We start from the raw sequence: 24,744 nt of genomic DNA, 5'->3' as shown, positions 1-24,744 counted from the left end.
CAGCAATGATGCTGGCCCGCATCTTGCTGTCCCCTTCCGCCAGATCGCGATCAGATGATCGCCAACGCGACAGCAGGGGGAGGACTCATGGGCGCGACGACCGAAACGTTTTACAGCGTCATCCGGCGGCAGGGCATCACGCGGCGCAGCTTCCACAAGTTCTGCAGTCTCACCGCGACGAGCCTCGGGCTCGGTCCGGTCGCGGCGAGCCGCATCGCCAATGCGCTGGAAACAAAGCCGCGCACGCCCGTGATCTGGATGCATGGGCTGGAATGCACATGCTGCTCGGAGAGCTTCATCCGCTCGGCGCATCCGCTGGTGAAGGATGCCGTGCTGTCGATGATCTCGCTCGACTATGACGACACGATCATGGCGGCCGCCGGCCATCAGGCCGAAGAGATCCTCGAAGAGACCCGCGCCAAGTACAAGGGGCAGTACATTCTCGCGGTCGAGGGCAATCCGCCGCTCAACGAAGGCGGCATGTTCTGCATCGACGGCGGCAAGCCGTTCGTCGAGAAGCTGAAGGTGATGGCCGAGGATGCGATGGCGATCATCGCCTGGGGCGCCTGCGCGTCCTGGGGCTGCGTACAGGCGGCGAAGCCGAATCCGACGCAGGCGACGCCGATCGACAAGGTCATCACCAACAAGCCGATCATCAAGGTGCCGGGCTGCCCGCCGATCGCGGAGGTCATGACCGGCGTCGTCACCTTCATCACCACCTTCGGCAAGCTGCCAGAACTCGACCGCCAGGGGCGGCCGAAGATGTTCTACTCGCAGCGCATCCACGACAAGTGCTATCGCCGGCCGCATTTCGATGCCGGCCAGTTCGTCGAGGAATGGGACGACGAGGCCGCGCGCAAGGGCTACTGCCTCTACAAGATGGGCTGCAAGGGCCCGACCACCTACAACGCCTGCTCGACGGTGCGCTGGAACGGCGGCGTGTCGTTCCCGATCCAGTCCGGCCACGGCTGCATCGGCTGCTCCGAGGACGGCTTCTGGGACAAGGGCTCGTTCTACGATCGCCTCACCAACATCAAGCAGTTCGGCATCGAGCGCAACGCCGACCAGGTCGGCATGGTGGCCGCAGGCACGGTGGGAGCTGCGGTCGCGGCGCATGCCGCCGTGACGGCGGTGAAGCGGCTCGCCGGCAAGCGAGACGACGCCAAGGACAGCGCAAAGCAAGATCATTAATTCAGTTCAGGGCAGGCAACGATGGGCATCCAGACTCCCAACGGCTTCAATCTCGACAATTCCGGCAAGCGCGTCGTCGTCGATCCGCTCACGCGCATCGAAGGCCATCTGCGCGTCGAGGTGAACGTCGACTCCAACAACGTGATCCGCAACGCGGTCTCGACCGGCACGATGTGGCGCGGCATCGAGACCATCCTGCGCAACCGCGATCCGCGCGACGCCTGGGCGTTCACCGAGCGGATCTGCGGCGTCTGCACCGGTACGCATGCGCTGACCTCGGTCCGCGCGGTCGAGAATGCGCTGGGGATCATGATCCCCGACAATGCCAACTCGATCCGTAACATCATGCAGCTGTGCCTGCAGGTGCACGACCATCTCGTGCATTTCTATCACCTGCATGCGCTCGACTGGGTCGACGTGATCTCGGCGCTGAAGGCCGACCCGAAGGCGACCTCGGCGCTGGCCCAGTCGATCTCCGACTGGCCGCTGTCCTCGCCCGGCTATTTCAAGGACCTGCAGATCCGGCTCACCAAGTTCGTCGAGTCCGGCCAGCTCGGCCCGTTCAAGAACGCCTATTGGGGCCATGCCGCCTACAAGCTGCCGCCGGAAGCAAATCTGATGGCGGTCGCGCACTATCTGGAGGCGCTCGACTTCCAGAAGGAGATCGTCAAGGTCCACACCATCTATGGCGGCAAGAACCCGCATCCGAACTGGCTGGTCGGAGGCGTTCCCTGCGCGATCAATGTCGACGGCACCGGCGCCGTCGGCGCCATCAACATGGAGCGCCTCAATCTCGTCTCGTCGATCATCGACCGCTGCATCGAGTTCACGCAGAAGGTCTATCTGCCCGACGTGGCGGCGATCGGCTCGTTCTACAAGGACTGGCTGTATGGCGGCGGACTGTCGGGCAAGAGCGTGATGTCCTATGGCGACATCCCCGAGAACGCCAACGACTATTCGGCCAAGAACCTCAAGCTGCCGCGCGGCGTGATCCTCAACGGCAATCTCAACGAGGTCATGCCGATCGACCACGGCGATCCCGAGCAGATCCAGGAGTTCGTCACACACTCCTGGTACAAGTACCCCGATGAGACCAAGGGGCTGCATCCCTGGGACGGCATCACCGAGCCGAACTATCAGCTCGGTCCGAATGCCAAGGGCACCAAGATCGATATCAAGGAGCTCGACGAGGGCGGCAAGTATTCCTGGATCAAGGCGCCGCGCTGGCGCGGCAACGCGGTCGAGGTCGGGCCGCTGGCGCGCTACATCATCGGCTATGCGCAGAACAAGCCGGAATTCAAGGAGCCGACCGACAAGCTCCTGAAGACGCTGAATCTGCCGGTGACGGCGCTGTTCTCGACGCTCGGCCGCACCGCGGCGCGCGCGCTGGAATGCGAATGGGCGGCGAACCAGATGCGCTACTTCCAGGACAAGCTGGTGGCGCGCATCAAGGCCGGCGATTCCTCGACCGCCAATGTGGAGAAGTGGAAGCCGGAGAGCTGGCCCAAGGAGGCCAAGGGCTACGGTTTCACCGAGGCACCGCGCGGCGCGCTGGCGCACTGGATCAAGATCAAGGACACCAAGATCGACAACTACCAGTGCGTGGTGCCGACCACCTGGAACGGCTCTCCGCGCGATCCCAAGGGCAATATCGGCGCCTTCGAAGCGTCGCTGATGGATACGCCGATGGCGGATCCGGAGAAGCCGCTGGAGATCCTGCGGACGATCCATTCGTTCGATCCGTGCCTGGCCTGCTCGACTCACGTGATGAGCCCGGACGGCCAGGAAATGGCGACTGTCAAGGTCAGGTAGGGGAGAGGCGCGATGATGGATGCCATTGCACGTCCAGCCGAGGCCGAGCCGAATCTGGCTGCGATCGCGGCCGATGCGGCCGGAGAGCACGCGATCGGCCGGCCCACGGTCTATGTGTACGAAGCCCCCGTGCGCATCTGCCACTGGGTGAATGCGTTCGCCATCATCGTGCTGATGGTGACCGGCTATCTGATCGGCACGCCGCTGCCGAGCGTGGAGGGCGAGGCGTCGGCGAGCTTCGTGATGGGGTACATCCGGTTCGCGCATTTCGCGGCCGGACAGGTGCTGGCGGTGTTCTTCCTCGCCCGCATCTTCTGGGCCTTCGTCGGCAACCATCACTCGCGGCAGATCTTCTACATTCCGGTGCATCGCAAGCAGTTCTGGAAGGAGGTGCTGCACGAGATCCGCTGGTATGCCTTCCTGGAGCGCGAGCCGAAGATGTATGTCGGCCACAATCCATTGGCGCAGACGGCGATGTTCACCGGCTTCACGCTGTTCGTCGCCTTCATGATCGTCACCGGCTTCGCGCTCTATTCGGAAGGCACCGGGATCGACAGCTGGCAGCACAAGCTGTTCGGCTGGGTGTTCGCGATCTGGCCCAACAGTCAGGACGTCCACACTTGGCACCACCTCGGGATGTGGGCGCTGGTGATGTTCGTGACGGTGCACGTCTATGCCGCGATCCGCGAGGACATCATGTCCCGCCAGAGCATCATCTCGTCGATGATCTCGGGCGAGCGGCAGTTCCGCGAGTAGTGGGGAAACACGAGATGGGCGACGACGCCAAGCGCGACCGCATCCTGGTGCTGGGGATCGGCAACATCCTGTGGGCGGATGAAGGCTTCGGCGTGCGGGTGGTGGAGGAATTCCACCGCCGCTACGCCGTGCCCGACAACGTCACGATCCTCGATGGCGGTACGCAGGGGCTCTACCTCGTCAACTATGTCGAGGAGGCCGACGGCCTGATCGTGTTCGACGCCATCGACTACGGCCTTGCGCCGGGCGAGCTCAAGCTCGTCCGCGACGAGGAGGTGCCGCGTTTCACCGGCGCCAAGAAGATGAGCCTGCACCAGACCGGCTTCCAGGAGGTCCTGAGCGCGGCCGACCTGCTCGGCCGCTATCCGCGCCGTCTGGCGTTGATCGGCTGCCAGCCGCTCGACCTCGAGGACTGGGGCGGACCGCTCACCGCGCCGGTGCGCGCGCAGATCGCGCCCGCGATCGAGCTCGCTTGTACCGTCCTGGCCGAATGGGGCGCGCCTGCGGTGTTGCGGCCCGAGCCGCTGGCCGGCGACGCGCGGCTGCTCGCCAACGATATCGACCACCAAAGCTATGAGATGCGGGCGGACCCGGCGGAGTGACCGGACGCCGCAGGGGAGCTTGCCATGTGCCTGGGCCTGCCGATGACGATCGTGGAAACCGATGGCGTCTCGGCGCTGTGCAGCTTCGACGGTGAGGAGCGGCGCGTCTCGGTGCTGCTGCTGTCGAACCCGCCCGTCGGGGCGAAGGTGCTGGTCTATCTCGACAACGCGGTTCGCCTGCTCGGCGACGAGGAGGCGCGGCTGATCGGCGAGGCGCTACGCGGCCTGCAGGCGGCCATGAAGGGTGAGAACTGCGACGACTTCTTTGCCGACCTGATCGGACGGGAGCCGCAGTTGCCGGAGCATCTACGGTAGCGCGATTGGCGCGCGTCGGACATCCGACAATCAGCTTTCCAGAAGAAATTAAGTTTCCGGCGCGTGGCTGGAAAGTAACTTTGCAATTTCCTTCTCACGTCTTAACATCGAGAATAAGCCCAATTAATTCAATGCGATGGCTTGCGTTCGGCCGTGGCGGCGTCTGGCACGTTGATTGCTAACCAGTCAGGTCACGCAACGATAACTGGCCAGGGAGACGTCGATGGAGATGCTGCAGCGCGATCCTGCACGCAGGCGAAGCGGGTTGCCGGAGGTCGATGCCGTCACGGTCGATGGTTTCCTCGACGACGCCCATCGTGCCGGGGCGGTTGGGGTGCTGCTCTCGGCCGGTGATCCCGCGCGATTTCCCGAAGCGCTCGACGTGGCCATCGTGCTGCCGGAGCTGGTCACGGCGTTTCAGGGTCGCCTGCGTGGCGCGGTCATCGCGCGCGATGCGGAGACGGAACTCGGAACGCGGTTCGGCGTGCGCGTGCAGCCGAGCCTGATCCTGTGTCGTGGGGCCGATACGCTCGGCGTGATCGCAAAGATCCAGGACTGGTCGGTCTATGTCGATCGCATCTCTCGCCTCATCGATCGTCCCGCCGGGACGGCGGCGACCGTCGCCGTCAGCATCGTCCCAGCCCATCAGCCGTCGAGGAGCTGACCAATGAAGCCCGGATTCTGGATTGCTCCCGAAGGCGCCGAGCAGCCTGTCAGCGTGTTTCCGATCGGCGAGGAGGCGCTCGACAGTCAATACAAGGGACTGACGGCGTCGGGCGCGCTCGCCAAGCTTGCGACGCTGGACTCGGAGGCGCTGGCGCGGAGCTGTCCACGCGCCGTCGAGCTGCTGGCGACGATTGCGTCGGCGGTCGCAGCGCAGGTCGCCGATACGCCGACACGGCTGTTCCGGCTCGAAGGTCTCAACGATCTCGAGCGCCGGCTGATCGACGACGTGCTGGGCGAAGGCGAGGTGTCCGGCGTGGTGGCGCTGCCCGACGGTCAGCTCGCGCAGATCCAGGAGTCGGTGCTGGCGGGCATCTGGCGGGTGCGGCTGGAGGCGGATGAGAGTCACGATTACATCGAGATCGGGGCCGTCCCCGAGATCGTCACGCGCGCGGCCGCCGATCTCACCGCTTCCGACGTCGTGATCGGGCCTGCGCCCGAGGGGACGATGAACGCGCTTCCGGTGCTCGCCGAGATTCGCGAGCGTGCGCTCTCCTGGCGGCCCGGGCAGCGCTCGCAGACCATCAACTTCACTTTGCTGCCGATGAGCCCGGCCGACATGGGCTTCCTGCAGGAGACGCTCGGAAACGGCCCGATCCAGCTGATGTCGCGCGGCTACGGCACCTGCCGTGTGCTGGCGACCGGCGTGCGCCATGTCTGGTCGGTGCAGTTCTTCAACGCGATGGACACGATCATTCTCGACACGCTCGAGGTCGGCGGCGTGCCGGTGGTCGCGCTCGCCGCGCCCGAGGATTTCGAGGATTCCGCCGAGCGTCTCAAGCAGATCATCGAGGCCTATTTCACATGAGCGGCTTCGAGAATTTCGGCGTTCGCAGCGATCTCGCCGACGACGTGCTGCTGGAGTGCGGCATCTGCTGGACGCGCTACGATCCGGCCGAGGGCGATGGCGTTGCGCAGATTCCGCCGGGCACGCCGTTCGCGGCGCTGCCGGACGACTGGCACTGCCCGAATTGCGACGCGCCGAAGGGCAAGTTCATGGCGGTCGAGTCATGAGCGCCGGTGCGGCCGGGCAGGGACCATGCGAGCTCACGCCGGCGGCGTGGGGCGAGCGACTCGCCGGCCTCTATCGTGAGATCGGCGCGCGCACCATGCGCGAGCTGCCGATCTATCATGATGCGCTCGACGTCGAGGCCGTGGGCTTCACCAGCGTGCATGGACTGACGGTCGGCATCGTCGTCACGCCCTGGTTCATGAACGTGATCGTTCCGGTTTCAGAAGGCTCGGTCGGGGCATCCGTCACGCTGGAGCTGCCGGCCGGGTGCTTCGCGTTCACGATCGGCGAGGTGGCCGGCGTCGGCCGGATTGCAAGCTGCTCGCTGTTCTCGCCGATGTTCGAGTTCGAGGACATGGCCGCGGCCCGTGCCGCGGCGAAGGCCGCCATGGCGGCGCTGATGACGGCGCAGGATGATGGGCCGGATGCAGAGCGGGCCGTGACGACGTCGCGCGCGATCGATCGCCGCGCATTGCTGCGTGGCGCGCTCTCGGAGAGGCGTGCATGACGCTGAGCTTCCGCAACCGGATCGATGTGGTGCTGTCGGTCGCCGATCAACGGATCACGGGCGTCAACATCCAGCCGCGCACGCGGCCGCCATTGGGGCGGCTGTTCGCCGGCAAGCCAGCCGAGGCGTTGCTGGCAGCGCTGCCCCGTCTGTTCTCGCTATGCGCCACGGCGCATCAGGTCGCGCTGCTCTCGGCGATCGAAGCGGCGCGAGGCCAGCCGGTCGCGCCGCTGACGCGCCATCGCCGTATCAGGGCGGTGGTGGCCGAGCGTTTCGCCGAGTTGCTGCGCGGCCTGCTGCTCGGACCGCTGGCGCGCGATCGCGGCGCGCTGCAGCAGGCGCACGGGCTGCTGCAGGCCGTCACCTCGCTCCAGGGCGATGCCAAGCCAGTTTCAAGCGGGCCGTCTCGCGCCGACGTCTTGTCACAGATCAAGATGGGACTGGGGCAGCTCGGCGTAAGCTCGGCATCGGAGATCGTCGCTCCTGGAACTCCACTCGCAAAGCTGATGACGGCAGCCCGCATGGCCGCCGAGGACGGAGGATGGAGGCACATGCCGGCAGTGCACGGCGTCCTGTCGGCCGCCGACGATCGCGCCGTCGTCGCCGGGCTGATGGATCAGGGTTCCGCATTCGCGGAGACCCCCGAGCTCGATGGCCGCGTCCCCGAAACCGGCGTCTGGGCGCGGCGAGCGCCTGCGGCCCCGCTGCAGGCGGGCTCGGTCGAACGGCTTCTGGCCAGGATCGCTGAGATGGCCGCGCTCGCCCGCTGGATCGAGACAGGTGAAGCCGAGGACGACTCTGACGAGGGCCTCGTCACTGTCTACGCGCTGGGTCATCGCTGCGGCGCCGCTGCGGTCGAATGCACCCGCGGCCGTCTGCATCACGTGATCGAGCTGGATGCGCAAGGCGTGATCGCTCGGTTCGAGTATCTGGCGCCGACTGAATGGAATTTTCATCCGCGCGGCCCGGTCGTGAGCAGTCTGACCGGCGCCCGGCTGCGCGGCGCCGCCGATCGTGACGCCGTCGATGCGATGATCGGTGCGTTCGATCCCTGTGTCGGCTATCACCTCACGACGCGGGAGACGGCGCATGCATGAGATGGCGCTGTGCGAGGGCATCGTCGAGATCGTCGAGGCGGAGGCGCGCAAGGGTGCGTTCTCCAAGGTGAAGACCGTGTGGCTGGAGATCGGCGCGCTCAGCCATGTCGCGCCGGAGGCGCTGCGCTTCTGTTTCGAGGCAGTCACCGCCAACACGATTGCGAAAGGCGCGGCGCTCGAGATCATCGAGCAGAAGGGCTCGGCCTGGTGCCTTGCCTGCTCGCGAAGCGTCGAGATCAGCCAGCGCTACGACGCCTGTCCTGAATGCGGCAGCCATCAGCTGCAAGTGACGGGCGGCGAGGATATGCGGGTCAAGGAGCTGGAGGTCGAGTGATGTGTACGGTGTGCGGTTGCAGTGACGGCAAATCGGCGATCGAAGCGGGTGATCATCATCACGATCACAGCGATCATCACCATCATCATGCCCATGATCATGAGCACAGCCACGATCATGGCGGGCATCATCATCACGGTCATCACCATCATGATCACGACCACGATCATGGTCACCATCATCACCATGATGATCATGCGCATGACCATCCTCACATGCATGGCGCAGCCGATCACATCGACTGCGCGGCCAATCCGGCCGGGCAGGAGATTGCCGGCCTGTCCAGCGGCCGCATCATCCAGATCGAGCGCGACATTCTCGGCAAGAACGACCGGCTTGCGGCAGAGAACCGCGCGCGCTTCGCCGCGCAGGACGTGCTGGCGTTCAACCTCGTCTCCAGCCCCGGCGCGGGCAAGACCTCGCTGCTCGTTCGTGCCGTCACCGATCTCAAGCAGAGCCGCCCGGTCGCGGTGATCGAGGGCGACCAGCAGACCTCGAACGACGCGGAGCGCATCCGCGCGACGGGCGTGCCGGCGATTCAGATCAACACCGGCAAGGGCTGCCATCTCGATGCGGCGATGGTCGGCGAGGCCTATGGCCGGCTGCCGCCGCTGCGTGGCGGGCTGTTGTTCATCGAGAATGTCGGCAATCTCGTGTGCCCGGCCGCGTTCGATCTCGGCGAGGCCTGCAAGATCGTGGTGTTCTCGACCACGGAAGGTGAGGACAAGCCGCTCAAATATCCGGACATGTTCGCAGCATCAGCGCTGATGCTGATCAACAAGATCGATCTCGCGCCGGTGCTCGACTTCGACCTGGCGCAGACGATCGAATATGCCCGCCGCGTGAATCCGAAAATTGAGGTGCTGACGATCTCCGCCAAGACGGGTGAAGGCTTCTCCGCCTTCTATGCCTGGATCAGGAAGCAGGCCGACCGCATGCGGGCGAGCGCGCTGGGCGCGGTGCAAGGATGAGCGTCTCGGGCCGGACATCGGCGGCGGAACCTGGGCGCCTCCGGCTCCGCGTGCGCGGCGCCGTGCAGGGCGTGGGCTTTCGTCCCTATGTCCATGGCCTGGCCACGCGCCACCGGCTCGGCGGCTTCGTCGCCAACGATGCGGACGGCGTCGTCATCGAGGTCGAGGGCGACGGGGTCGCCGAGTTCGTCGAGGCTCTGCCGCGGCAGACACCGCCGCTGGCGCGCATCGACGACATCGCCGTCGAGCAGGTCGCGGCGCTGTCCAGCCGGGATTTCTGCATCGGCGCGAGCATCGGTGGCCGAGTGACGACGCGGATCGTGCCGGATGCCGCGACGTGCGAAGCTTGTCTTGGCGAGCTGTTCGATCCCGGCAGCCGCTTCCATCTCTATCCTTTCGTCAACTGCACCCATTGCGGCCCGCGCTTCACCATCGCCGAGCGTCTGCCTTACGACCGCGCGACGACCGCGATGAAGCGTTTTCCACTGTGCGAGGCGTGCCGGGAGGACTACGAGAATCCCCTCGGTCGTCGCTTCCATGCCGAGGCGATCTCGTGCCCGTGCTGCGGGCCTCGCCTCAGCCACGGGATCGGCGAGATCGCTGCCGCGCTCGCTGCGGGCAGGATCGTCGCCATCAAGGGACTCGGCGGTTATCAGCTGCTCTGTGACGCGCGGGATGAGCAGGCGGTGCAGCGGCTGCGCGCGCGCAAGCAGCGCGACGGCAAGCCGTTTGCGGTGATGCTGGCCTCGGTCGATGCCGCAAGCGAGGTGGCCGAGATTGACCTCACTGAGCGGGCGCTGCTGGAGCAGGTCGCGCGCCCGATCGTGCTGTTGAAATCGCGCCATCGTCTGGCGCCGTCGGTCGCGCCTGGGCTCGCCAGGATCGGCGTGATGCTGCCGGTCGCACCGCTGCATCATTTGATCTTCCATGCGCTCCGCGCGCATGTCTGCGAGAGCGCTTGGACGCTGGTCTGCACCAGCGCCAATCCGAGCGGCGAGCCGCTGCTGACCGACAATGACGAGGCTCTGGCTGATCTGCGCGACATTGCGGACCTGATCGTCACGCATGATCGTGACATCGTCATCCGCGCCGACGATTCCGTCGTGGCGATCGTGGCCGGTGCTCCCAGCTTCATCCGGCGCGCCCGTGGCTATGTGCCCGAGCCGATCCGGCTGCCGCGCGCAGTGCCACCGATGCTCGCGGTCGGCGCTCACCTGAAGGCGACGGTGACGGTAACCCGCGGCGACGAGGCGTTTGTGTCGCAGCATCTCGGGGATCTCGATACGACGCAAGCGATCCGCTTCTTCGAGGAAACCGTGCAGCATCTCACCTCCATCCTGGACGTTGCGCCCATCGCCATCGCCCACGACATGCATCCGGACATGGCCTCGACCCGCTTCGCCCATGGCCGTGGTCTGCCCATGCTGTCTGTGCAGCATCACCATGCGCATGCCGCGTCCGTTATGGCCGAGCACGGGCTCACGGGACCCGCGCTCGCGCTGGTGCTCGATGGCTATGGCTATGGCAGCGATGGCGGCGCCTGGGGAGGCGAGTTGCTGTCGTGCGACGGCGCCGGATTCCGACGCCTCGGCCATCTCGCCCCGTTGAAGATGCCGGGCGGCGATCGTGCGGCGCGGGAGCCATGGCGGATGGCCGCGGCCGTGTTGCATGACCTCGACCGTGGAGCCGAGATCGCCATGCGTTTCGATGACCAGCCGCAGGCGCGCCACATGCCCATGCTGCTCGATCGCGCCGACGGGCCAGTCACGACCAGCGCCGGCCGGCTGTTCGATGCGGTCGCGGGACTGCTCGGTGTCAGCGCGGTCCAGAGCTACGAAGGCGAGGCTGCGATGAGGCTGGAGGCGCTGGTGCGCGAGGCGACGACGCTGGACCACGGCTGGACCATCGCCGATGGCGTGCTGTCGCTGCGGCCGCTGCTTGCGCATCTGATCTCAGATAGGCTCGACGTCGCCGAAGCCGCCGGGCTGTTTCACGGCACGTTGGCCGCGGCCTGCGTCGACTGGATCACGATGGCATCGCGCGCGACCGGCATCGGCACGCTGGTGCTGAGCGGAGGTTGCTTTCTCAACGCGCATCTGTCGGCGCAGATCGTCCGCGGCTGCCGCGCGGCCGGGGTCGATGCGCGGCTGCCGCGGCGGCTGCCGCCGAATGACGGCGGCCTGAGCCTGGGGCAGGCTTGGGCAGCCGGCCTGCAACTGCTCCGCAATGAAAATCTGTCTGGGGAGATCGTCTGATGTGCCTGGCCATTCCTGCCGAGGTGATCAAGCTGCTGCCTGACGACATGGCGATCGTGTCGATCGATGGCGTCAGCAAGGAGGTCTCGGTCGCGCTGATCGAGGAGATCGCGATCGGCGACTACGTCATTCTTCATGTCGGCCACGCGCTGACCAAGATCGATCCGGAGGAGGCACGCGAGACGCTCGACCTGCTCCGGCAGATGGGCGCGGCGGTTGCGGAGGTGGCACCATGAAATACGCGGACGAATATCGCGACAAGGAGCTTGCCATTGGCCTCGCACGCGCCATCCACGCCAAGGCCGACCCGGCGCGCGCCTACCGCTTCATGGAGTTCTGCGGCGGTCACACCCATGCGATCGCGCGCTACGGCCTGGAAGACATGCTGCCAGCCAATGTGCGCATGATCCATGGTCCCGGCTGTCCGGTCTGCGTGCTGCCGGCGGGACGCATCGATATGGCGATCGCGCTCGCAGAGCGTCCCGAGGTCACCCTCTGTGTCTATGGCGACCTGATGCGCGTGCCCGGCTCGCGCGGCGCTTCACTGCTCAAGGCAAAGGCGCGCGGCGCCGACATTCGCATGGTCTACTCGACCCTGGATGCCATTGCGCTCGCCGAGCAGAACCCGAGCCGCCAGATCGTGTTCTTCGCCATCGGCTTCGAGACAACGACGCCGCCGACCGCGGTGATGATCCGGGCCGCCGAGAAGAAGAAGCTCACGAATTTCAGCGTGTTCTGCAACCACGTGCTGACGCCGCCGGCGATGCGCGCGATCCTCGACAGCGATACGCCGATCGAGATCGATGGGTTCGTGGGTCCGGCCCACGTCTCCACCGTGATCGGCACCGAGCCCTATGCGCCGTTCGCGCGCGACGATGCCAAGCCGGTGGTGATCGCGGGCTTCGAGCCGCTCGACATGATGCAGGCGATCCTGATGCTGATCGAGCAGGTCAATGACGGCCGCCACGAGGTCGAGAACCAGTATCGCCGCGCCGTCACCGGCAGCGGCAATCAGCGGGCGATCAGGGAAGTGGCCGAGATCTTCGAGCTGCGCGACGCCTTCGAGTGGCGCGGCCTCGGCAGCATCCCGTCGAGCGCCTTGAAGCTGCGGCCGGCCTTTGCGCATCTCGATGCAGAGCTGCGCTTCGCAATGGCCGAGCTCGTCGTCGCCGACAATCCAGCCTGCGAATGTCCCGCCATCCTGCGCGGACTGAAGAAGCCGGTCGACTGCAAGCTGTTCGGCACGGCGTGCACGCCGGAGACGCCGATCGGCTCCTGCATGGTGTCGTCGGAAGGCGCCTGCGCGGCGCATTGGACCTATGGCCGCTTCCGCGACCATCAGCGGAGGCTCGCATCATGAGCATGCATCAGCGCCGGCTCGACCTGCGAAGCGGCTGTGTCGACCTCTCGCATGGCGCCGGCGGCCGCGCCATGGCGCAGCTGATTGCCGGCCTGTTCCACGAGGCGTTCGGCAACGAGTGGCTGGCGCGCGGCAACGACCAGTCCGCGTTCGACGTGGCCGCCGGCCGCATGGTGATGACCACGGACGGCTACGTCGTCTCGCCGTTGTTCTTCCCCGGCGGCAACATCGGCTCGCTGGCGGTGCATGGCACCGTCAACGACATCGCGATGGCCGGCGCGCGGCCGCTCTATCTCTCGGCAAGCTTCATCATCGAGGAAGGGTTTGCCTTCGCCGACCTGAAACGGATCGCGGATGCGATGGGCGAGGCGGCACGCGAAGCGGGCATCGCCATCATCACCGGCGACACAAAGGTGGTCGAGCGCGGCAAGGCCGACGGCGTCTTCATCTCGACGGCCGGCGTCGGCGTGCTGCCGGAAGGGCTCGATCTGTCGGCGGACAGAGCGCGGCCCGGCGATCGCGTGCTGCTGTCGGGCAGCCTCGGCGACCATGGCGTCGCGATCATGTCGAAGCGGCAGAACCTGACCTTCGACACCGAGATCGTCTCCGACTCGGCCTCGCTCCATGATCTCGTCGCCGACATGGTGGCTGCCGGGGGCCAGGGCATCAGGCTGATGCGCGATCCGACGCGGGGCGGCCTTGCCGCGACGATGAACGAGATCGCTCAGCAGTCCAATCTCGGCTTCCGCCTGCAGGAGGAGGCCATCCCGGTAAAGCCGGCCGTGGCGGCCGCCTGCGAGTTGCTCGGCCTCGATCCGCTGCACGTCGCCAACGAAGGCAAGCTGGTCGCCGTGGTCGCCCCTGAGGTCGCCGATGCCGTGCTGGCTGCGATGACGAGGCATCCGCTCGGACGTGATGCGGCCGACATCGGCGAAGCCGTTGCGGACGATCACCGCTTCGTCCAGATGGCGACGAGCTTCGGCGGCGGCCGCATCGTCGACTGGCTGTCGGGCGAGCAGCTGCCGCGGATCTGCTGAGACGCGTGATGGGCATTCAGGGAACGATACTGGTCGTAGATGACGAGATCCGGTCGCAGGAAGCGCTGCGGCGTGTCCTCAATCAGGATTTCGAGGTGCTGTGCGCGGGCAATACCGCGGACGCCGAGAAGCTGCTCGAAGGCGAGATCGTGCATGCGGTGATCTGCGACCAGCGGATGCCGCAGGAATCCGGCGTCAGCTTCTTGAAGCGCGTGCGCGAGCTATGGCCCGATCCTGTCAGGATGATCATCTCCGGCTATTCGGACTCCGAGGACATCATCGCCGGGCTCAACGAGGCCGGCATCTATCAGTACATCACGAAGCCCTGGCAGCCGGAGCGCCTGATCGACATCGTGCGCGAGGCCGTGCAGCTGTATCGGCTGCAGAAGGAAACCGAAACTGCGGGCGTCGACGTCAAGGCTACGCCCGAGCACATCAAGAAGGTCGTCTCGGTCAAGCGCGGCGCAGCCAAGAAGCTGTATGATTTCGACCGGATCGTGCACTCGGCGGCGAGCCCGATGCGCAATGTGATCGAGCTCGGCCGGCGCGCCGCCGACTACGACATCTCGGTGCTGATCACCGGCGAGTCGGGGACCGGCAAGGAGCTCCTCGCACGCGCGATTCACTACGGCTCCGCGCGCGCCAGCAAGGCGTTCGTCGTCGAGAACTGCGGTGCATTGCCGGACGAGCTGCTCGAAAGCGAGCTGTTCGGCTGCAAGAAGGGCGCCTTCACCGGGGCCTATCAGGATCGCATCGGCCTGTTCGAGGTGGCCGACGGCGGCACCATCTTTCTGGACGAGATCGGCGAGACGTCGCCGGCGTTTCAGGTCAAGCTCCTGCGTGTGCTGCAGGAGGGCGAGATCCGGCCGCTCGGCGCGCAGCGGGTGCGCAAGGTGGACGTCCGTGTGGTCGCGGCGACCAACCGCGATCTCGAAGCCGAGGTCGAGGCCGGCCGGTTCCGCCGCGACCTCTATTACCGGCTCGCTGCATTCCCGGTGCACATGCCGTCGCTGCGCGAGCGTCCGATGGACATTCCGCTGATCGCCGAGGGCGTGCTGGCTGCGGTGAAATCCTCGTTCAATCGGCCGCATCTGCGCTTCGCGCCGCCGGCGCTGGAGGAGTTCTCCCGCTATCATTGGCCGGGCAATGTCCGCGAGCTGCAGAACGAGATCCAGCGCATGGCGGTGCTGGCCGATGCCGACGAGCTGCGCTGTCCGCCTTTTGCCGGCCGGCGCAACGGCCGCCGTGCCGCGCCCGCGTTGGCCAATGGCAAGCTCAACGGTTCGGGCAGCCTGAAGGACAGGGTCGAGGATCTGGAAAAGACCATCATCGTCCATTGTCTGGAGAAATATGATGGTAACATCAGTCGCGTCGCCAGCGAGCTCGGTCTGTCGAGGGTCGGCCTGCGCAACAAATTGTCGAGATACGATCTGAAGAAAAATGGCAAAGGCCACGCATTCTCCTGAGTCCGGCGCCGATACGCTGCTGAAGCTGATAGCCCGCAGCGGATCGCTCGAATTCGACAGCGAGCGCGAAGGCGTCTGGATCGAAGTCATCCGCAAGATGGATGAGGTCTATTCCGACCTGCTGCGCTACGAGGTCGATCTCGAGCACAAGAATGCCGAGCTCGAGGAGGCGCAGGCCTTCGTCACCAACGTCATCGAATCGGTTTCTGACATTCTTGTCGTCTGCGACGCCAGGGGCACGGTGCAGCAGGCCAACTCGGCGTTTCAGCGGACCTCAGGCCGCCTGTTGGCCGACATCGTCGGCCGCAACATGGCCGACATGATCGATTCCGAACATCGCGGCAAGCTCGCATTGCTGCTGACGCCCCGCAGCGGTGCCGAGGTGGTCGACGGAGAACTACGGTTCGCGTCGGCCGCCGGCAGCTCCGACCTGTTTGCGATCAACAGCTCGCCGCGGCACGATCACCGAGGCCGCTTCATCGGCGTGGTGCTGACCGGCCGTCCGATCGGCGAGCTCCGCCGCGCCTATGAGGCCCTGCACAAGGCGCATCAGGAGCTGCAGCGCGCGCAACGGCAGCTGGTCGAGCAGGAGAAGATGGCCAGCCTCGGCCGGCTCGTCGCCGGTGTCGCCCACGAGCTGAACAATCCGATCAGCTTCGTCTACGGCAACATCCACACCCTGATGCGCTACCGGACCGCGCTGGTCGGCTATCTCGACGCGATCCACGAGCAGCCGGTCGCCGATGACGTCGCCGCGCTCCGCAACGATCTGCGGATCGATGCCATCCTGGAGGATTTCGGGCCGCTGATCGAGGGCACGCTGGAAGGCGCGGTGCGGATCAGCGAGATCGTCAAGAACCTGCGCCGGCTGTCCTTCTCCAAGCTCGGCGAGGTCGAGCGCGTCAACATCGAGCGGCTGATCAACACGGCCGTGCTGTGGGCCGGACGCACCAAGCAGCATCGGGTGGATATCCAGATCGAGGTCGAGCCGGATCTGTGGATCTCCGGCAATGAAGGCCAGTTGCATCAGGTGATCGTCAACCTGGTGGAGAACGCGATCGACGCGATGCGATCGACCGAGCTGCCGCGGCTCGTGGTCTCGGCGGCGCGCCAGGGCGGCGAGGTTCTCTTTCGGATCGCCGACAATGGTCCGGGCATCGACAAGGATCATCTGAGCCACATCTTCGAGCCGTTCTTCACGACCAAGCGTGTGGGCGAGGGCACAGGGCTCGGGCTGTGGATCAGCTACGGTATCGTTCGCGAGCATGGCGGCGAGCTGTCCGCGACCACCGAGCCGCAGGGCGGCGCCACGTTCTCTTTCGCGCTGCCGGCCGCTTGACCGTCTGTGCCTCGATCAGGTCTCCTGATCCAGCTCGGCAGCGACCTGACCATAGTTGAGCAGCGCCACGAGCGTGGTGCCGCCGACGACGTTGCCGAGCAGGGTGGGAACGAAGAAGGCCCCGACATAGCCGCTCAATGAGGCCTGCCCCTCGAGAACGAGGAAGGCGCATTCGACCGATCCGGCGATGATGTGCGCGAACTGGCCGAGCGCCACCAGATAGGTCATCACCATCACGATCTGGGCGCGCGCCCCGCGCACGGCCGGCAGCAGCCACGCCATCAGCGCGATCAGCCAGCCTGCGAAGACGGCGCGCATGAAGGTGGTCGAGAACGGGCCTTCGACCGTGTGGCGGCTCAGCTCGGTGAACGCCTGGATGATCCTCGACTCGAACACATCAGTATACGCCAGCGCCGCCGCCGCCGCCCAGGTCCCTGCGATGTTGGCGATCAGCACGAGGCTCCAGAGCCGCGCCACCCGTCCCAGCGTCTTGAGGTCACGATGGTGCAGCAGCGGCAGGATCGGCGTCAGCGTGTTCTCGGTGAACAATTGCTGGCGGCCGAGCACGACGACGAGAAAGCCCGCGGTGTAGCCGAGTGGAGCGAGCAGCCGTCGCGCCGCCTCGTCGGAGAGGAAGGCAAGGAATTCGCCCTGCACGATCAGCGAGAGGCTCATCGACAGGCCGGCGGCGAGGCCAGACAGCAGAATGGCCCACCAGCGCCGTTCGAGCTCACTCTCGCCCTCGGCGCGGATCGTCTCGTGGATCAGTGCGGCGTTGGGCCGGCTCTGCGCCTGAATCTCCCGCCTCTGCTGCTCCGAGACGCCCTCGATGTCGGCCGCTGGGCTGAAGGTCGGAGCGGTTGCCTTGCTGCGCACGTCGCGGGATCCGTCGGCTGGCGTGGCGGCTGCCAACGCTGACATGGAGATGCTGAGATCTCCCGTCGGCCTGAACGTGCGAGGAGGCGGCAAGGTTCCTGATGGTTGGCGCGACGGATGTGTCGCCGGCGCGGAGGCCGAGGTCAGGACACGGTGGCGACCGGCACCCGCTCGCGCTGCTTGGACAGCCGCGCCAGCAGCACCGTGGCGGTGCGCGTGATGTGCTGCCGGGCCAGGTCCTCGGCCTTCTGCGCGTCGCCCGCGATCACCGCGTTCAGGATTTCCTCGTGCTGATCCCAGATCCGGCGCGGGGTCTCGTCGCGCATCAGCACCTCGCCCATCAGCCGGCGCAGATGCAGCCAGTGCGGCTGGGTGGTGTCCTGGATCACGGAGTTGCCGGAGATCTCGTAGAGGAATTCGTGAAACTTCACGTCGGCCTCGATCAGCTTCTCGACCGAATGCTCGCGCTCCGCGCGCCGGCCTTCCTCGATCAGCTTCGGGCCTTCCTCGGCGGCACGCTCGGCGCCGCGGCTGGCCGCGAGTGCACAGGCGAGGCCTTCGGCGACAGCGCGGATTTCATAGAGGTTGCGGATGAAGTCGGTGTCGATCGGCGCGACCTCCAAACCCCGGCCCGGCGCGTCGCGTACAAATCCCTGATTGCGCAGCAGCAGCAGCGCCTGCTGCACCGGCTGCCGCGATACGCCGAGGTCGCGCGCCAGATCGTCCTGGATCAGGCGCGCGGATTCCGGCAGATCGCCGCCGACGATGTCGGACAGAATGCGCTGGTAGACGCGTTCGGTGAGGCTTGGCTGGGTCGTCAGCGGCGGCACGCGGCCTCCTGCACCTGATCCGGTGTTACGTCTGAGGATCGATACGAGGCGGGCGGGCGGCACATTGGAGCCGGGCCCGCGAACACCGTGCGATCCGTGACGGTCATAGCGAGAACTTCCGCGCCGAGAGCGTGCGCCGCTGCTTCGGCCGGCTCTCCTGCTGGATTTCGAGATGGCGGATGAACACGCGGGCGGCGCGCGAGATGTGCTCGCGACTCAGCCGTTCGGCGTCCGTGCTGCGGCCCGCGATGATCGCGGCGAGAATATCCTCGTGCTCGTCCCAGACCGTCTGGGACATGCCTTCCTCCTTCTGCAGCACGTCGGACATCACGCGCTTGAGGCATGGCCAATGCGGCGCCATGGTCTCGCCGATCAGCGTATTGCCGGACAGCTCGCCGAGAAATTGGTGGAAGGCGATGTCGGTCTCGATCTTGCGGCTGACGAGACCGCTTCTGACCGCCTCATGGCCGGCGGCGATGTAGGCCGGGCCTTCAATCGCAGCGCGGTCGCTCGCGCGCTCGGCAGCGAGCCGCGCCGCAAGCCCTTCGAGCACGGCCCGCATCTCGTACAGATCCCGGACGAAGCCCGGATCGAGCGGCGCCACGATCAGGCCGCGGCCCGGTGCGCTCTGCACCAGCCCGCAGCCGCGCAACAGGATCAGGGCCTGCTGCACCGGCTGGCGCGACACGCCGTAGGCCTGCGCCAGATCGTCCTGGATCAGGCGGGAGCCGGAGGTGAGCACGCCGCTGACGATCTCGTCAGTGATCGCTTCGACGACCTGATCGACCAGGGAAGGGGCGGGGGGCACGATTCGCATGAGCCATCACATTGTGTCGGACATTAGCACGTCAAGCCGGAAATTCATTTGCGAGGAATTCGAATTCAGAGTACGAATTCAAAAATAAGGAGCCAAGCTAAAACGGCTTTCATATGATCGGGGAGGGCGTCCGTGTCGGATCAACCGGCTCGTTCGAAGCGCGACCAGAGCTGCTCGGCGTCCTCGGAGGGCAGCGTGCGCGCCGGCTCGAGGCCGGCATCAGCGTATGGATGGGTGGCGGCGCTCGGTGCCGCGTTCGTCGCGACGGCGCCTGCAGCTGCTGCGGCCGGAGAAGGTCTGACTCTCTCCGAAGCCTGGGTGCCTGCGACACCCGAGGTCGGTCGCGACATTCCGCTGCTGCTGACGATCAAGAATGAAACCACGGCGCCCGAAGCCTTGATGCGCGTGCGCTGCCCGATCGCGAATTTTTCCGAACGTCATACCGTCGATCGCGGCGAAGGCGCGCCGGCGATGCGCGCCATTCCCAACATTCCGATTCCCGCGGGCAGCACGCTGGTGCTGCTGCCGAGCGCCTATCACGTGATGCTGCTGCAGACGCGCGAGCCGCTGGAACCCGGCAAGCGCTTCACCTGCACGATCGTGTTCCAGAAAGCGGGATCCATCGAAACGGAGGTCGAGGTCCGCAAGTCGCCCTGAAGCTTGTCTGAAGCTTGTTCTTCGCCTGCTGCCTCTCCGCTGCGCGCCGGCGGGGTGTCGTCCAACAAAATGCAAAAATCATCTTGGGAGAAGGAAATGATGAGGAAACACGTCAGGTCCACGTTACGGGCGATGCTGCTCGCCAGCGCAGCTTTCGCCTGCTTCCACCTCGCCTCTCCGGCGCAAGCCGCCGACGAGATGACGCCGGAGCGGCTGCTCAACGCCGACAAGGAAGCCGGCAACTGGCTGCATCATCACAAGAACTATTCGGGCACGCGGTTCTCGACGTTGAAGGAGATCAACAAGGACAACGTCAAGAATCTGAAGGTCGCCTGGACGATGCATCTCGGTGGCGTCGAGGGCGGCGGCATCTGGAGCCATGGCGGTCTCGAAGGCACGCCGATCGTCGAGAACGGCATGATCTATGTCACCGACGGTTGGGGCTCGGTCTACAAGATCGATGCGCGCGGCGGCAAAGGCCAGCTGGTGTGGAAGATGGATCCGAAGACGGATCACGACTGGGCCGGCGCCATCGCCTGTTGCGGCGTCGACAACCGCGGCGTCGCGCTGTGGGGCAATCTCGTCGTCTCGCACACGCTCGACGGCCGGCTGATCGCAACGAACAAGGAAACCGGGCAGGTCGCCTGGCAGCGCCAGGTCGCCGATCCCGACAAGGGCGAGGTGATCACCGGCGCGCCGCTGATCGTGAAGAACATGGCAATTTCCGGCGTCGCAGGTGCCGAATACGGCATCCGCGGCTGGATCGCCGCGACCGATCTCGGCACGCAGAAGGAAGTCTGGCGTACCCATACCATTCCGGCGAAGGGCGAGCCCGGCAGCGAGACCTGGAAGGACAGCAACGATGCGGCTGCGGCCGGCGGCGGCTCGACCTGGGTGACCGGCACCTACGATCCGGCGACCGACACCATCATCTGGGGCGTCGGCAACCCCGGTCCGGACTGGGACAACGCCTATCGTCCGGGCGACAACCTCTACACCGACAGCTCGCTGGCGCTCGACGCCAATACCGGTAAGATCAAGTGGCACTACCAGCACACGCCGAACGATCCCTACGATTATGACAGCGTCGCCGAGAACGTGCTGGTCGACGTGCCCGCGCCGAACGGGCAGACCTTGAAGCTCGCGCTCGAGGCGGACCGCAACGGTTTTGCCTATGCGATCGACCGCACCAACGGCAAGTTCATCTGGGGCCTGCCGTTCGTCAAGAAGGTGACCTGGACCAAGGGGCTCGATCCGGAGACCGGCAAGCCGATCGAGTACGATCCCAAGAACCCGGTGCAGCGCTACAACGCAGCGGTGACGCCGCATCGCGAGAACAAGGTCGCGGACATCTGCCCCGGCAACATGGGCGGCAAGAACTGGCCGCCGACGTCCTACAATCCGGACCTCAAGCTCTGGTACATCCCGGTAATCGAGAGCTGCAACCGGATCACGGTCGAGGAAGCCACCAAGGACAAGCTGAAGCCGCGCGAGTTCTGGACCGGCGGCGGACCGAGCCAGCCGTTCAAGATCACGGGCAGCGTGACCGCGATCGACGTCACCACCGGCAAGATCGCCGGCAAGATGGAGACGCCGTTCCCGAACCTCGGCGGCATGCTGTCGACGCCTGACCTCGTGTTCACCGGCCAGCCCTCGGGCGAGGTGATGGCGCTCGATGCCAAGACCTTGCAGAAGCTGTGGGAGTTCAACACCGGCGGCGGCGTCAACGCGCCTCCGGTGACGTTCACCGTCGACGGCAAGCAGTATGTCGCGATCCTGGTCGGTCTCGGCGGCGCCTGGGACAAGTGGTTCATCGAAGCCACGCCCGAGCTGAAGAAGATCCAGCCCGGCTCGATGCTCTACGTCTTCGCGCTGTGACGTCGATTGCGGAGCGGAGGCCTTGCCTCCGCTCCGCCCCTTATTCCCTGTTCGACAAGAAGATCAGATGAAACTCAGTGCGATCACGTCCGGCGTGGCGTTGGCCTTCGTTCTCCTCTCAGGATCGCTCGCCTCGGCGCAATCAGCCGCACCTGCCGACCCGACCGACGCGGGCAAAGCGGTGTTCAAGCGCGCGAACTGCGTCGGTTGCCACAAATGGCACGGCAACGGCGGCGGCGGCTATGGCGGCGACGCGCTGTCGCTGCGCAAGACCGAGCTCGACCGCCAGCACATCATCGAGACCGTGACCTGCGGCCGGCCGGGAACGGGCATGCCGTATTTCGCGCGCGGCTCCTACGACACGGCGAAGTGCTACGATATGAGCCGTCAGGACGTCGGCGAGCGCATGCCGCCCGAGGGGGGTGTGTTCCTGCGCCCCAATGACATCGAGGCGGTTGCGGACTACGTGCTCGCGCACATCAAGGGGCGCGGCGAGCCCAGTTACGACGAATGCACGGCCTTCTTCGGCAATACATCGCGCGTCTGCGACATCTACAAGGCCAGCGCCACCAGGCCTGCAAGCGAGCCACCGAAATGAAACGCTCAGTCTTCGCTGCGATTTTCGCGACGTTCCTGTCCGCTGTGATGCATGCGGCCTCTGCGCAGGCGGTGCCGAGCTACGATCTGCGGGACATCACCGTTGGCATGCCGATCGGCGATCTGCCGAATGAAGGTTATGTCAATCTGACCTGCGCCAAGGATCCGGACCGCAAGCTCAGCGCATGGTCGGCCTGGCGCGACTGTCCGGCCGACGAGCGGTCACGTCATGCGGTGCGCTTCGACTTCGATCCGGAGACCAGCCAGGACGGCACCAAGGTCGCGGGGCATCCGGTGCTGCTGACCGTCCTGGTCGACGACAAGGGGACCGTGACCGGCCTGACGATCGAGACCGATCCAAAGGCGCGACTCTATATCCGCAAGAAGGCCTTCCTGCTCGGCAATCAGGTGAAGTCGCGTTACGGCGCCGAAGGCTGGGACTGCAAGGAGCTGCAGCCGACTGCGGGCGAGCAGCCCGTGGGCGGCGTGTTCCTGCGCGAGGTCTGCAACAAGACGGTGCCCGGCCGGACGCTGACGGTGGAGCGCGAGCTGTTCCGCAAGCCGGATCAGGACATCAAGAGTTTCGTCGACCAGACACTGGTCCGGATCACGAAGCAGACGAACTAAGTCGACGCGTTCGAGCCGCGCCTGTTGGCCGCGGCTAAGAGTGTCACGGCTGACGTTGTCGCGTCTGGAGATTTGCCGAAGGAGGAGGGGGCGATGAGGGATCTCCTGAACTTTGGGCAGATGCTATCGGCGCACGCCCGCATGTCGCCGGAGCGAACCGGCGCCCGCGACCTCGAGCGGTCGATGAGCTTTTCGCTCTGGAACGAGCGCGCATGCCGGCTCGCCAATGCGCTGCTTGGCCTCGGCCTCGCCAAGGGCGACCGCGTCGCGATCCTCGCATATAATTGCGTCGAATGGTGCGAGATCTATGCCGCCACCGCCAAGGCCGGCCTCGTCGCACTGCCGATCAATTTCCGCCTCACCGCGCCGGAGGTGCAGTTCATCGTTCAGAATGCGGAGGCTTCCGCCGTCATCGCGCAGGACGAACTCGTGGGCCTCGTCGAGGAGGTCCGCGGAGATCTCGGCATCGCCGAGGATCGCTTCATCCACTTCGGCAGCAAGCCGCGCCCGGCCGGCTATCGGGGCTATGAGGACATCATCGCGGCCGCGTCATCGCGCGAGCCCGACCAGCAGGTCGCGCTGTCCGATCCCTGGACCCTGATGTACACCTCCGGCACGACCGGCAAGCCGAAGGGCGTGCTGCGCAGCCATCGCAGCGCCGTGCTGCTGTCGATGGTCACCGAGATCGAGCTGAAGCTCAGCCGCAACGACGGTGCGCTGCTGGTGATGCCGATGTGCCATGCCAACTCGCTGAACTTCTTCGGCGCCTTCGGCTATATCGGCGGCGTCAATTCGATCTATTCGCGCAAGAGCTTCGATCCCGAGCACGCGGTGTCGACGCTCGCCGGCGGCGGCTCGACCTTCACGTCGCTGGTCCCCACGCACTACATCATGATGCTCGATCTGCCGCACGCTGTCCGCGCGCAGCACGATTTCAGCGCGGTCACCAAGCTGATGATCTCCTCGGCGCCGGCGCGCCCCGAAACGAAGCGCGAGGTGATGGAGATGTTCCCGAGGTCGGGCCTCTACGAGCTCTACGGCGCAACCGAGACCGGCTGGGTCACGATGCTGCATCCGCATGAGCAGTTCACCAAGCTCGGCTCGGTGGGGCGCGAATGCGTCGGCGCCGCGCCGATCCGCATCCTCGACGAGGCCGGCACCGAGGTGCCGGACGGCGAGGCGGGCGAGCTCTATTCGTCCAACGCGCACACCTTCGATTGTTACTGGCGGCTGCCCGAGAAGACGGCGGAGGCGTTCCGCGGCGGCTATTGCTCGGTCGGTGACATGGCGCGCCGCGACGCCGACGGCTACATCCACCTCGCCGACCGCAAGAGCAACATGATCATCTCCGGCGGCGAGAACATCTATCCCTCCGAGGTCGAGGCGCTCGTCGGCGCGCATCCGAGTGTGAAGGACATCGCCGTGATCGGCCTGCCGGACGAGAAATGGGGCGAGCGTGTTCATGCCGTGATCGTGCCGCGCGACGGCATGACGGTCAGGGAGTGCGAGCTGGCCGACTGGGCGAAGGAGCGTCTCGCCGGCTTCAAGCGGCCGCGAAGCTATGCCTTCATCACCGACGCCGAGATGCCGCGCAACGCCACCGGCAAGATCCTGCATCGCGAGCTGAAGAAAAGATTCTCGTGAGTTGGTCGCTGCAATGTACCGGGCGTCTGATATGTAGCTG

General features: G+C 65.8%; 26 protein-coding genes. 23 read left to right on the top strand and 3 right to left on the bottom strand.

Annotated elements, in window-relative coordinates; all coding sequences use genetic code 11:
• Positions 1 to 87 precede the first annotated feature (87 nt).
• The 18 genes from QX108_RS14650 (at position 88) to QX108_RS14565 (ending at position 16,778) form a co-directional block, all read left to right on the top strand.
• Complete coding sequence (locus QX108_RS14650) at positions 88 to 1,191, top strand: hydrogenase small subunit (protein ID WP_315725389.1); 1,104 nt, start codon at positions 88 to 90, stop codon at positions 1,189 to 1,191.
• A gap of 21 nt (positions 1,192 to 1,212) precedes the next feature.
• A complete protein-coding gene (locus QX108_RS14645; RefSeq protein ID WP_315799505.1) occupies positions 1,213 to 3,003 on the top strand; it encodes a nickel-dependent hydrogenase large subunit in 1,791 nt (596 codons plus the stop codon).
• 12 nt (positions 3,004 to 3,015) lie between these two features.
• Positions 3,016 to 3,759: a Ni/Fe-hydrogenase, b-type cytochrome subunit gene (cybH, locus tag QX108_RS14640; protein WP_315799504.1), complete on the top strand. Its 744-nt coding sequence runs from the start codon at positions 3,016 to 3,018 to the stop codon at positions 3,757 to 3,759.
• Positions 3,760 to 3,773: 14 nt separating this feature from the next.
• Positions 3,774 to 4,361, top strand: coding sequence for a HyaD/HybD family hydrogenase maturation endopeptidase (locus QX108_RS14635; protein ID WP_315725395.1), 588 nt, complete (start codon positions 3,774 to 3,776; stop codon positions 4,359 to 4,361).
• A gap of 24 nt (positions 4,362 to 4,385) precedes the next feature.
• Entirely contained in the window at positions 4,386 to 4,676 is a 291-nt protein-coding gene (locus QX108_RS14630) for a HypC/HybG/HupF family hydrogenase formation chaperone (protein ID WP_315725397.1), read from the top strand.
• A gap of 223 nt (positions 4,677 to 4,899) precedes the next feature.
• On the top strand, positions 4,900 to 5,340 hold the full coding sequence (locus QX108_RS14625; RefSeq protein ID WP_315799503.1) for a hydrogenase accessory protein: 441 nt from the start codon (positions 4,900 to 4,902) through the stop codon (positions 5,338 to 5,340).
• A gap of 3 nt (positions 5,341 to 5,343) precedes the next feature.
• On the top strand, positions 5,344 to 6,207 hold the full coding sequence (locus QX108_RS14620; protein WP_315799502.1) for a hydrogenase expression/formation protein: 864 nt from the start codon (positions 5,344 to 5,346) through the stop codon (positions 6,205 to 6,207).
• Positions 6,204 to 6,413 (top strand): rubredoxin, encoded by a 210-nt coding sequence (locus tag QX108_RS14615; RefSeq protein ID WP_172111249.1) that lies wholly within the window; start codon positions 6,204 to 6,206, stop codon positions 6,411 to 6,413. Before QX108_RS14620 ends, QX108_RS14615 begins: the two co-directional genes overlap by 4 nt.
• Complete coding sequence (gene hybE / locus QX108_RS14610; RefSeq protein WP_315799501.1) at positions 6,410 to 6,919, top strand: [NiFe]-hydrogenase assembly chaperone HybE; 510 nt, start codon at positions 6,410 to 6,412, stop codon at positions 6,917 to 6,919. The genes QX108_RS14615 and hybE overlap by 4 nt, the downstream gene beginning before the upstream one ends.
• Positions 6,916 to 8,016 (top strand): nickel-dependent hydrogenase large subunit, encoded by a 1,101-nt coding sequence (locus QX108_RS14605; RefSeq protein WP_315799500.1) that lies wholly within the window; start codon positions 6,916 to 6,918, stop codon positions 8,014 to 8,016. The genes hybE and QX108_RS14605 overlap by 4 nt, the downstream gene beginning before the upstream one ends.
• Complete coding sequence (gene hypA / locus QX108_RS14600) at positions 8,009 to 8,350, top strand: hydrogenase maturation nickel metallochaperone HypA (protein WP_315799499.1); 342 nt, start codon at positions 8,009 to 8,011, stop codon at positions 8,348 to 8,350. The genes QX108_RS14605 and hypA overlap by 8 nt, the downstream gene beginning before the upstream one ends.
• Complete coding sequence (hypB, locus tag QX108_RS14595; RefSeq protein ID WP_315799498.1) at positions 8,350 to 9,321, top strand: hydrogenase nickel incorporation protein HypB; 972 nt, start codon at positions 8,350 to 8,352, stop codon at positions 9,319 to 9,321. Before hypA ends, hypB begins: the two co-directional genes overlap by 1 nt.
• Positions 9,318 to 11,576, top strand: coding sequence for a carbamoyltransferase HypF (gene hypF, locus QX108_RS14590; protein WP_315725412.1), 2,259 nt, complete (start codon positions 9,318 to 9,320; stop codon positions 11,574 to 11,576). The genes hypB and hypF overlap by 4 nt, the downstream gene beginning before the upstream one ends.
• Complete coding sequence (locus tag QX108_RS14585) at positions 11,576 to 11,812, top strand: HypC/HybG/HupF family hydrogenase formation chaperone (protein WP_172111243.1); 237 nt, start codon at positions 11,576 to 11,578, stop codon at positions 11,810 to 11,812. The genes hypF and QX108_RS14585 overlap by 1 nt, the downstream gene beginning before the upstream one ends.
• The gene (gene hypD, locus QX108_RS14580; protein ID WP_315725414.1) at positions 11,809 to 12,936 is read left to right on the top strand and encodes a hydrogenase formation protein HypD; all 1,128 of its coding nucleotides are present in this window, start codon (positions 11,809 to 11,811) and stop codon (positions 12,934 to 12,936) included. Before QX108_RS14585 ends, hypD begins: the two co-directional genes overlap by 4 nt.
• A complete protein-coding gene (gene hypE, locus QX108_RS14575; protein WP_315799497.1) occupies positions 12,933 to 13,973 on the top strand; it encodes a hydrogenase expression/formation protein HypE in 1,041 nt (346 codons plus the stop codon). Before hypD ends, hypE begins: the two co-directional genes overlap by 4 nt.
• Positions 13,974 to 13,981: 8 nt before the next feature.
• The gene (locus tag QX108_RS14570; protein WP_315725418.1) at positions 13,982 to 15,439 is read left to right on the top strand and encodes a sigma-54 dependent transcriptional regulator; all 1,458 of its coding nucleotides are present in this window, start codon (positions 13,982 to 13,984) and stop codon (positions 15,437 to 15,439) included.
• Complete coding sequence (locus QX108_RS14565) at positions 15,414 to 16,778, top strand: sensor histidine kinase (protein WP_315799496.1); 1,365 nt, start codon at positions 15,414 to 15,416, stop codon at positions 16,776 to 16,778. The genes QX108_RS14570 and QX108_RS14565 overlap by 26 nt, the downstream gene beginning before the upstream one ends.
• 15 nt (positions 16,779 to 16,793) lie before the next feature.
• On the opposite strand, the gene QX108_RS14560 is transcribed toward QX108_RS14565, so the two are convergent.
• The 3 genes from QX108_RS14560 to QX108_RS14550 form a co-directional block, all read right to left on the bottom strand.
• Complete coding sequence (locus tag QX108_RS14560; RefSeq protein ID WP_315799587.1) at positions 16,794 to 17,654, bottom strand: formate/nitrite transporter family protein; 861 nt, start codon at positions 17,652 to 17,654, stop codon at positions 16,794 to 16,796.
• Positions 17,655 to 17,797: 143 nt separating this feature from the next.
• The gene (locus QX108_RS14555) at positions 17,798 to 18,484 is read right to left on the bottom strand and encodes a GntR family transcriptional regulator (RefSeq protein ID WP_315725422.1); all 687 of its coding nucleotides are present in this window, start codon (positions 18,482 to 18,484) and stop codon (positions 17,798 to 17,800) included.
• A 103-nt stretch (positions 18,485 to 18,587) separates the two neighbouring features.
• On the bottom strand, positions 18,588 to 19,301 hold the full coding sequence (locus QX108_RS14550) for a GntR family transcriptional regulator (RefSeq protein ID WP_315725424.1): 714 nt from the start codon (positions 19,299 to 19,301) through the stop codon (positions 18,588 to 18,590).
• A gap of 132 nt (positions 19,302 to 19,433) precedes the next feature.
• Between QX108_RS14550 and QX108_RS14545 the strand changes: the two genes are divergently transcribed.
• From QX108_RS14545 to QX108_RS14525, 5 genes are all read left to right on the top strand, one after another.
• Positions 19,434 to 19,958: a copper chaperone PCu(A)C gene (locus tag QX108_RS14545; protein WP_315799495.1), complete on the top strand. Its 525-nt coding sequence runs from the start codon at positions 19,434 to 19,436 to the stop codon at positions 19,956 to 19,958.
• Positions 19,959 to 20,057: 99 nt separating this feature from the next.
• Entirely contained in the window at positions 20,058 to 21,836 is a 1,779-nt protein-coding gene (locus tag QX108_RS14540; RefSeq protein WP_315726683.1) for a PQQ-dependent dehydrogenase, methanol/ethanol family, read from the top strand.
• Positions 21,837 to 21,936: 100 nt separating this feature from the next.
• On the top strand, positions 21,937 to 22,434 hold the full coding sequence (locus QX108_RS14535) for a c-type cytochrome (RefSeq protein ID WP_315799586.1): 498 nt from the start codon (positions 21,937 to 21,939) through the stop codon (positions 22,432 to 22,434).
• Positions 22,431 to 23,060, top strand: coding sequence for a hypothetical protein (locus tag QX108_RS14530; protein WP_315799494.1), 630 nt, complete (start codon positions 22,431 to 22,433; stop codon positions 23,058 to 23,060). Before QX108_RS14535 ends, QX108_RS14530 begins: the two co-directional genes overlap by 4 nt.
• Positions 23,061 to 23,153: 93 nt before the next feature.
• Positions 23,154 to 24,704 carry an AMP-binding protein gene (locus QX108_RS14525; RefSeq protein WP_315799493.1) on the top strand — a complete coding sequence of 517 codons (1,551 nt, stop codon included), beginning with the start codon at positions 23,154 to 23,156 and terminating at the stop codon, positions 24,702 to 24,704.
• Positions 24,705 to 24,744: the final 40 nt, after the last annotated feature.

The organism is Bradyrhizobium sp. SZCCHNR1002 (assembly GCF_032381435.1).
GTDB lineage: Bacteria > Pseudomonadota > Alphaproteobacteria > Rhizobiales > Xanthobacteraceae > Bradyrhizobium > Bradyrhizobium aeschynomenes.
This window is presented reverse-complemented; position numbering and strand designations above follow the sequence as displayed.

Bases quoted from the DNA above. Each gene is read 5' to 3' on its own strand.
- QX108_RS14650 (WP_315725389.1), top strand. From the start codon at position 88: ATGGGCGCGACGACCGAAACGTTTTACAGCGTCATCCGGCGGCAGGGC.
- QX108_RS14645 (WP_315799505.1), top strand. From the start codon at position 1,213: ATGGGCATCCAGACTCCCAACGGCTTCAATCTCGACAATTCCGGCAAG.
- cybH (WP_315799504.1), top strand. From the start codon at position 3,016: ATGATGGATGCCATTGCACGTCCAGCCGAGGCCGAGCCGAATCTGGCT.
- QX108_RS14635 (WP_315725395.1), top strand. From the start codon at position 3,774: ATGGGCGACGACGCCAAGCGCGACCGCATCCTGGTGCTGGGGATCGGC.
- QX108_RS14630 (WP_315725397.1), top strand. From the start codon at position 4,386: ATGTGCCTGGGCCTGCCGATGACGATCGTGGAAACCGATGGCGTCTCG.
- QX108_RS14625 (WP_315799503.1), top strand. From the start codon at position 4,900: ATGGAGATGCTGCAGCGCGATCCTGCACGCAGGCGAAGCGGGTTGCCG.
- QX108_RS14620 (WP_315799502.1), top strand. From the start codon at position 5,344: ATGAAGCCCGGATTCTGGATTGCTCCCGAAGGCGCCGAGCAGCCTGTC.
- QX108_RS14615 (WP_172111249.1), top strand. From the start codon at position 6,204: ATGAGCGGCTTCGAGAATTTCGGCGTTCGCAGCGATCTCGCCGACGAC.
- hybE (WP_315799501.1), top strand. From the start codon at position 6,410: ATGAGCGCCGGTGCGGCCGGGCAGGGACCATGCGAGCTCACGCCGGCG.
- QX108_RS14605 (WP_315799500.1), top strand. From the start codon at position 6,916: ATGACGCTGAGCTTCCGCAACCGGATCGATGTGGTGCTGTCGGTCGCC.
- hypA (WP_315799499.1), top strand. From the start codon at position 8,009: ATGCATGAGATGGCGCTGTGCGAGGGCATCGTCGAGATCGTCGAGGCG.
- hypB (WP_315799498.1), top strand. From the start codon at position 8,350: ATGTGTACGGTGTGCGGTTGCAGTGACGGCAAATCGGCGATCGAAGCG.
- hypF (WP_315725412.1), top strand. From the start codon at position 9,318: ATGAGCGTCTCGGGCCGGACATCGGCGGCGGAACCTGGGCGCCTCCGG.
- QX108_RS14585 (WP_172111243.1), top strand. From the start codon at position 11,576: ATGTGCCTGGCCATTCCTGCCGAGGTGATCAAGCTGCTGCCTGACGAC.
- hypD (WP_315725414.1), top strand. From the start codon at position 11,809: ATGAAATACGCGGACGAATATCGCGACAAGGAGCTTGCCATTGGCCTC.
- hypE (WP_315799497.1), top strand. From the start codon at position 12,933: ATGAGCATGCATCAGCGCCGGCTCGACCTGCGAAGCGGCTGTGTCGAC.
- QX108_RS14570 (WP_315725418.1), top strand. From the start codon at position 13,982: ATGGGCATTCAGGGAACGATACTGGTCGTAGATGACGAGATCCGGTCG.
- QX108_RS14565 (WP_315799496.1), top strand. From the start codon at position 15,414: ATGGCAAAGGCCACGCATTCTCCTGAGTCCGGCGCCGATACGCTGCTG.
- QX108_RS14550 (WP_315725424.1), bottom strand. From the start codon at position 19,301: ATGCGAATCGTGCCCCCCGCCCCTTCCCTGGTCGATCAGGTCGTCGAA.
- QX108_RS14540 (WP_315726683.1), top strand. From the start codon at position 20,058: ATGAGGAAACACGTCAGGTCCACGTTACGGGCGATGCTGCTCGCCAGC.
- QX108_RS14530 (WP_315799494.1), top strand. From the start codon at position 22,431: ATGAAACGCTCAGTCTTCGCTGCGATTTTCGCGACGTTCCTGTCCGCT.
- QX108_RS14525 (WP_315799493.1), top strand. From the start codon at position 23,154: ATGAGGGATCTCCTGAACTTTGGGCAGATGCTATCGGCGCACGCCCGC.